The sequence below is a fragment of the Nocardiopsis halotolerans DSM 44410 genome (assembly GCF_000341065.1).
GTDB classification, from domain to species: Bacteria; Actinomycetota; Actinomycetes; order Streptosporangiales; family Streptosporangiaceae; genus Nocardiopsis; species Nocardiopsis halotolerans.
Genome location: NZ_ANAX01000336.1, coordinates 1 through 5,716, shown reverse-complemented (window position 1 = coordinate 5,716; position 5,716 = coordinate 1). Strand labels below are relative to the sequence as shown.

Sequence of the window (5,716 nt, the reverse complement as noted above, 5' to 3'; positions counted from 1 at the left end):
CTGCTCACACATCGGACTCACTCATCTAGGCCGCCGCGCCCCCGGAGGACGCTCCGGGGACGCGGGGCGCCGCCCTCCCCGCCGGGCGCCACACGCGGCCCCTCGGCACGGCTCCGGGGACGCGGCGGCCGCCCGTCCCCCGGGGGGATGGGCGGCCGTTCCGACGCGGGAGCCGCTACCGGTAGTTGACGAACTGGAGGGCCAGGTCGAAGTCCTTCTCGTTGATGAGGTTCTGGACGCTCTGGAGGTCGTCCTTCTTCTTGGAGCTGACGCGCAGCTCGTCCCCCTGGATCTGGGCCTTGACGCCCTTGGGGCCCTCGTCACGGATCAGCTTGGAGATCTTCTTCGCGTCGTCGGAGCTGATGCCCTCCTTGAGGCCGACGGGAAGGCGGTACTCCTTGCCGGACGGCTTGGGCTCCTCGGCGGGGTCCAGGATCTTCAGGGAGAGCTTGCGCTTGACCAGCTTCTCCTTGAAGACCTCCAGGGCGGCGTTGACCCGCTCCTCGGAGTTGCCCTTGATCTCGATCCCGTCCTGGCCCTGCCAGGCGATGGTGGTTCCGGTGCCCTTGAAGTCGAACCGCTGGGCCAGCTCCTTGCCCGTCTGGTTCAGGGCGTTGTCGACCTCCTGACGGTCGAGTTTGGACACGACGTCGAAACTGGATTCGGCGGCCACGTTCGCTCACACCCCGCTAGGTCTCATGGATCACGGGCGCTCGTGGCGCCCGCGTGGGTCTCTCGGGCCCGTGCCGCACCCCGGCGCGGGCCGGTCTCAGAGCTTAGCCGTGTGCTGCTCAGCGTGCCCCGAAGACCCTGCTGGGGGCGCGCCCGCACAAACGATTTCAGGTTCGGGCGGATCATCCGCTATTCTCGGTGGTGCGCCGCGACGAACACGTCGCCGCAGCCCAGGCAGGTTGCCCGAGCGGCCAATGGGAGCGGACTGTAAATCCGTCGGCTTTGCCTTCCAAGGTTCGAATCCTTGACCTGCCACACGGGGAGAAGGCCCCGGTGACCAGCGGAAACGCTGGACACCGGGGCCTTCTCGCGTTCCGGGGGCGCCCTCGGCCGCCCGCCGGTGCCGGCGGAACGTCGCCGGGGCGCCGTGCGGCTCCGTGTGCGCGGGCCGGCCTCCGGAGAGGGGCAGGACGGGGAGACCCGCGTCACATTCACGGCGCGCGGAGGCGGGCCCCGGGCGTTCCGGACTCGGGTGGAGCGGGCTCCCCGGGATTCGGCCGATCGCGGATCCATCGCGTTCGGGACACGGGCGTGTAACGCGGATTTTCGTGCTCCGCGCGGGAGTCCGGAGGGCGGCGCGCGCGGCTCCAAACGCTCTGACCTGCGTCTTCTCCATGGCGATGGCTGACCCCGGGGATGTGACTCGTCCCGAGTGTGCGGCTGGTGGGTGATGTGTCCGCTTCGCCGGTCGCGGTCGTTCTTGTGCGTGAGTCGGTCCTTTGCGCGGGTCGAGCGGAAAGGGATTCAATGTGTCCTTTTGCGACCGACACGAAAAGAATGCTCGCGACAATATGGACAAATTTCTTTCCGGGTTTCGGCGTTGACAAAAACTGGGGGTCGGATGAAGATTGCCTCAGTCCACCGCGACACAGGTGCAAGAAGCGCCTGCGTCTTTTTCTGTCAATACCTCGTAACCGATTCTCGGGGGAAGCATGATCAAGAAGATGGCCGCTGCTGGCCTGGTCGCCGGTGCCGCGATGGGCGCGCTCTTCATGGGAACGCCCGCCTACGCCAGTGGCTCGCACGGTGGGGACCAGCAGTTCAACCAGAACCTCCAGCTGGTTCCGATCCAGTCCTGCAACCTGGAGGCCAGCGTCGGCCTGATCGCGGTCAACATCCCGATCCTGTCGCCGCAGACCACCGGTGACTGCACCAACGGCCCGGTCGGCACCAACATCAGCTAGTTCCGGCAATCAGTCCAACCGAGACGATATCTCAAACTTTTTCGAAGGGTAATTCAATGCTGCGTAAGCTCGGCGTTGCCGGCCTCGTCGCTGGTGCTGCTTTCGGTGTCGTTCTGACCGGTTCCCCCGCCCTGGCGGGCACCTCCTCGCACGGCGGGGACCAGCAGTACAACCAGAACCTCCAGGCCATCCCGGTGCAGCTGTGCAACACGGAGGCCGTCGTCGGCCTGGTCGCGGTCAACATCCCGATCCTGTCGCCGCAGACCACGGGCGACTGCACCAACGGCCCGGTCAGCACCAACATCGACTAGGAGGTCTCCGACATGCTGCGCAAGTTCTCGGCTGCCACCGCGATCGCCGGTGTCGCCCTGGGCGCGATGCTCGCCGCGTCGCCCGCGTCCGCCAGCACCTCGCACGGTGGCGACCAGCAGTTCAACCAGAACCTCCAGCTGGTTCCGGTGCAGCTGTGCAACACCGAACTGGTCGTGGGTCTCCTGGCCGGGGTCAACGTGCCCGTGCTGTCGCCGCAGACCACGGGCGACTGCATCAACGGCCCGGTCTACACCAACATCGACTAGGGGACGGCATGCTGCGCAAGTTCACGGTGGCCGCCGCCATCGCCGGTGCCGCCCTGGGCGCGATGCTCGCCGCGTCGCCCGCGTCCGCCTCGCACGGTGGGGACCAGCAGTTCAACCAGAACCTCCAGCTGGTTCCGATCCAGATCTGCAACGCCGAGCTGTCCGTGGGCGTGGGTGCGGTCAACGTGCCCGTCCTGTCGCCGCAGACCACGGGCGACTGCGTCAACGGACCCGTGACCACCAACGTCCAGCACGACCACTCCGAGGACCACGACAGTGGTGACAAGGACGGTCACAAGGGCGAGGACAACGGTTACTAGCCACCTCCGGGTGGTGGGGTCCCCGATCCCGCGGTGACGGAACGCGAGTGGTTCGCCAAGGCCCCCCGGCAGACTGCCGGGGGGCCTTCGCAGGTGACAGTCCGACGTACCCGAAGGGGTGAGAGAGGCGAGATGAGGCGCACGATCCTGACAGGAGCGGCACTGCTGCTGGCGGTCACCGCCTGCGGCGAGCAGACCGCACCACCCGACCCGCCCCCTCCCACGCCGCGGGCGGAGCGGAGCCCGGAGGAGGGCCCGGCCAGCCCGGCGCAGGAGGAGACGGAGCCCGCGCCGGAGGAGGCCTCGCCCAGTCCGGACGAGGGGAGCCCGGCGGCGGACGAGGGGGCGCCCCACGTCCTCAACCGGTACGGCGACGAGAACGGTTTCGACGACCAACGCCCCACCGACTACGTCGCCACCGAGTTCACCACCTTCTCCGAGATGGAGTGGCACGAGTGGTCCGAGCAGGTCGCGCGCGGCGAGGGGGAGCTGTCGGGGACCTGGTGCATGGAGGAGGGCTGCCAGAACGACCCCTACGACGTCGAGGTCGAGCTGGGCGACCCGGTGGAGGTCGACGGCACCACGTACTACTCCACGTACACGATCGTCGAGTACGACGAGGACATGTCCCAGGAGATGCGGCAGGCGCTGGAGGAGGCCGACGGCGGACGTCTGACGGTGCCCGGTGACGAGCCCGGCTCCGGGTGACCCCGGAGGGGCCGGACAAGGAACGCGGGCCGCCGGGCGGAGGTGAGCTTCGCCTCCCTCCGCAGAATCATGCCAAAGTTCCTCAAAAGAACATAACGCCTGATCAGAATGGGTGACACGACCCCCTTCGCGGGACCAGACGGTGCCGAAACGGGCGTGGCGCGCCCGGGAGGTCTCTAGTCTGCTGAGTTGTGGGACTCAACCAGCGGACGGACAACAGCGCGGACGACGGACAGGGCGCCGACGGGCGGCCGACGCCACGGCACGGCCGCGCCGCTCTGCTGCGCCTGGCCACCTGGTTCGAGGAGGCCGATCCCGACCGGGCCGACGCCCTCGCCAGCGTCGCCTACGCCCTCCACCCGGCCCTCCACCTGGAGGGTCGGACGGACGAGGGCGTCGCCGCCACCACCAGCTGGTGGCAGGCCGATCCCGACCGCAGCACGGTCACCGAGCGGCCCGGTACCCGCCGCCCCGAGCCGGTGAGCGACCACCGGGCCCAGCAGGCCCGCCTGCGCGACGCCGCCGAGTCCTCCGCCCACTGGCGCCGAGCCGGCGCGGCTCAGATCCGCTCCCTGCTCACCGAGCCCACCGGCCGCCGAGCCCGCCTGGACCTGTCCGGTGCCGGGATGGAGGTGCTGATGGAGCTCCTCACGGCGGCCCTCGGCTCCGGCGACGCCAGCAAGCGCTCCACCTCCGCCGGGGACCTGGAGTTCGCACTGCGGCTGCACGTCGTCGCCGCGTCCGGAGCCGAGGTCGTCATCCGCGGGGAGGGCGGGGACCTGACCCTGGACGGGGTGCGCCTGCTCGTCACCCCCTACGAGCAGCACACCGTGGAACAGCACGTCCTCGATCGGTGCGCCGCCGAGGAGGACGACGGGGACCCGACGGGTCCCGACGCCTCCGCTGAGGAGGAGGCCTCCCAGGAGGACGAGGAGGGCGGGGACCCCGACGCGTCCCCGGAGGACGAGGAGGCCGCCGCGCCCTCCGAGGCCGCCGCGCCCTCCGGGGTGTCCGAGCTCGCGGAGCTGCTCGAATCCCTGAGGCCGCCCGGAAACCCCGCGACACCGGAGGACTCCGGGGTCTCGGGCGCCTCCGCGGAACCCGATCCCTCCGAGACGCCCGGGTCCTCTGACGCCCCTGAGACGCCTGACCCCTCGGAGGCTCCCCAGGACTCCGCGGCATCCGAATCCCCTGGGGCACGGGACACCTTCGCGATGTCCGAGGGCCCGGAGTCACACGTGGCCCCTGCGGCGCCTGAAGCACCGTCCGTGCCAGCGGACCCGGCCGCCTCCGGAGCCCACCTCCCCGGCGAGGAACCCTCCGCACCCGAGGAACCGGAAGCGGACCCCCAGGACCCGACCGAACCCTCCGCCGAGGCCTCCGAATCCCCCGCCGAGGCCCCCGAAACCCCTGGTGACCCCTCGGACCAGGCGGACACGGGGCCGATCGACCTGCCCGCGTACCCGTACGGGACCCGACCGTGGGAGTGATGGAGACGGACACCTACAGCGAGGACGCAGCGCTCATCGGCGAACGCCAGGCCGCGGCGCGCGCCCTCCTGACGCACCCCCTGCTCACCGAACGCGTCCACCCCGCCGAGTTCGCCCTCGTGCGTTCCCACACCGAGTGGCTCGTCCAGCGCTTCCAACGCGTGCTCGGCTACCGCCTGACCGTCGCCGACGACCACGCCCGCCTCGTCAAACGCGGCCTCGGCGCGGAGGTCGCACGCCCCCTCTCCCGCGTGACCGGCGCGCCCTTCACCCCCCGCACGCACACCCACCTCGCCCTGGTCCTGGCCGTCCTGGTCGAGGGGCACGGCACCACCACGGTCCGCGACCTGGCCGAACGCGTCCGCTCCGCCGCGCACGAGGCCGGGGTCGACGCCGACCCCACGCGCAGCCTCGGCGAGCGCCGCGCCTTCTGCGCCGCCCTGCTCCACCTGGTCGGCCTCGGCGCCCTCACCGAGCTCTCCGGCACCATCGCCGACCACCAGGAGGACCCCGCCGCCGACCCCCGGCTCCTCCCGCACACACAGGTCCTGCGCGCGGTCGCCGCCCACCTGCCCCACGCCTCCGACGACCCCGACTCCTACCTCGCCACCGCCTCCGACATCGACCCCGACAGCGACCAGCAGGGCGAGACCGCCCTGCACCGGCTCCTCGCCGAAACCGCGGTCGTCTACCGCGAGGAACTC

8 protein-coding genes and 1 tRNA gene are annotated in these 5,716 nt (G+C 70.5%); 8 read left to right on the top strand and 1 reads right to left on the bottom strand.

All coding sequences use genetic code 11. The annotated features are described in order from the left end of the window. Positions 1-175: 175 nt before the first annotated feature. Complete coding sequence (locus D455_RS0125015; protein ID WP_017573406.1) at positions 176-673, bottom strand: YajQ family cyclic di-GMP-binding protein; 498 nt, start codon at positions 671-673, stop codon at positions 176-178. Positions 674-905: 232 nt separating this feature from the next. On the opposite strand from D455_RS0125015, the gene D455_RS0125010 reads away from it, so the two are divergent. From D455_RS0125010 to D455_RS0124975, 8 genes are all read left to right on the top strand, one after another. Next, positions 906-987 (top strand) — tRNA-Tyr (locus D455_RS0125010). Between the two features lie 677 nt (positions 988-1,664). Further along, a complete protein-coding gene (locus D455_RS0125005; RefSeq protein ID WP_017573405.1) occupies positions 1,665-1,916 on the top strand; it encodes a hypothetical protein in 252 nt (83 codons plus the stop codon). Between the two features lie 56 nt (positions 1,917-1,972). Beyond that, the gene (locus tag D455_RS0125000; protein ID WP_017573404.1) at positions 1,973-2,227 is read left to right on the top strand and encodes a hypothetical protein; all 255 of its coding nucleotides are present in this window, start codon (positions 1,973-1,975) and stop codon (positions 2,225-2,227) included. A 12-nt stretch (positions 2,228-2,239) separates the two neighbouring features. After that, positions 2,240-2,494, top strand: coding sequence for a hypothetical protein (locus tag D455_RS0124995; RefSeq protein WP_017573403.1), 255 nt, complete (start codon positions 2,240-2,242; stop codon positions 2,492-2,494). 8 nt (positions 2,495-2,502) lie between these two features. After that, entirely contained in the window at positions 2,503-2,814 is a 312-nt protein-coding gene (locus tag D455_RS0124990) for a hypothetical protein (protein WP_017573402.1), read from the top strand. 132 nt (positions 2,815-2,946) lie between these two features. Beyond that, positions 2,947-3,522 carry a hypothetical protein gene (locus tag D455_RS0124985; protein ID WP_017573401.1) on the top strand — a complete coding sequence of 192 codons (576 nt, stop codon included), beginning with the start codon at positions 2,947-2,949 and terminating at the stop codon, positions 3,520-3,522. Between the two features lie 191 nt (positions 3,523-3,713). Beyond that, a complete protein-coding gene (locus D455_RS35635; RefSeq protein WP_083922431.1) occupies positions 3,714-5,012 on the top strand; it encodes a DUF2397 family protein in 1,299 nt (432 codons plus the stop codon). Beyond that, positions 5,012-5,716 (top strand): DUF2398 family protein (locus D455_RS0124975; RefSeq protein ID WP_017573400.1); only part of this gene is annotated, 705 nt, incomplete at its 3' end. The genes D455_RS35635 and D455_RS0124975, both read left to right, overlap by 1 nt.